The following is a 904-nucleotide window of genomic DNA, read 5'->3' as shown; positions in this document are numbered from 1 at the left end:
ATGGATGAAATGGTACAAAGCAGGTGAACTTCATCGGTTTGAACAGCCAGTGGGCAAGCAGTATTCCTTCGGAAAAGGACCTGAATATAAAAGTGAAACAGAGAAATTACACACAGAAAATCGCTATCTGAAACAGCAGATTGAAGTCCTAAAAAAGTACGAAGAATTGGAGAGGAAGTGGTCCCAGAAGTAGCTCTAGAATTAGTAGAGGAACTTAAAATGAGTATGCCCGTCAGGGAAATATGCCGGCATCTTAACCTGGCAAGGTCTACTTATTACCGCTGGAAGAGAAAGAGACAGGAAAAACCAACAAAGCAGGCAGTTGAACAAAAAATTGGCACGTTGTGCCGGGATCATAAGTTTCGATATGGCTACCGTAAAATCACTGCTTTATTGAAACGGGAAATGCCTATTAGCCATAAAACAGTACAGCGCGCGATGCAGAAGTATGGATGGCAATGCCGTGTAAAGAAAAAGAAACGTCGCAAAACCGGTCAGCCTTATTATACAGCGGGCAACCTGCTGGATCGTGACTTTCAGGCAGACCAGCCCCTTCAGAGGCTCGTAACGGACATTACCTACTTGCCTTTTGGACAGAAAACAATGTATCTTTCCAGTATTCAGGATTTATTTAACGGCGAAATCATTGCCTATTCTATTAGAGACTGCCAGGATACGAATTTTGTGCTTGATACCCTGTCGCAGCTTCCACCTCTGCCGGAAGGATGCATTCTGCATAGTGACCAGGGATCCGTTTATACGTCTCAAGCGTATCAACAGAAAGTCAAAGAAAAAGGCATTACCATGAGCATGTCCCGCAAAGGGACGCCCGCTGATAATGCCCCGATCGAATCGTTTCATGCCTCGCTAAAGTCTGAAACGTTCTACCTCGACAACTTGGAAA

At 44.5% G+C, this 904-nt stretch carries 1 pseudogene; it reads left to right on the top strand.

Features of this window, described 5'->3' with window-relative positions:
- A pseudogene (locus L2D08_RS23575) lies at positions 1 to 904 on the top strand (IS3 family transposase); the annotation flags it as partial.

The organism is Domibacillus sp. PGB-M46 (genome assembly GCF_022668875.1).
Taxonomy (GTDB): domain Bacteria; phylum Bacillota; class Bacilli; order Bacillales; family Domibacillaceae; genus Domibacillus.
Note: the sequence above shows the minus strand (reverse complement) of the source record. Positions and strands in the feature narration are given on the sequence as shown.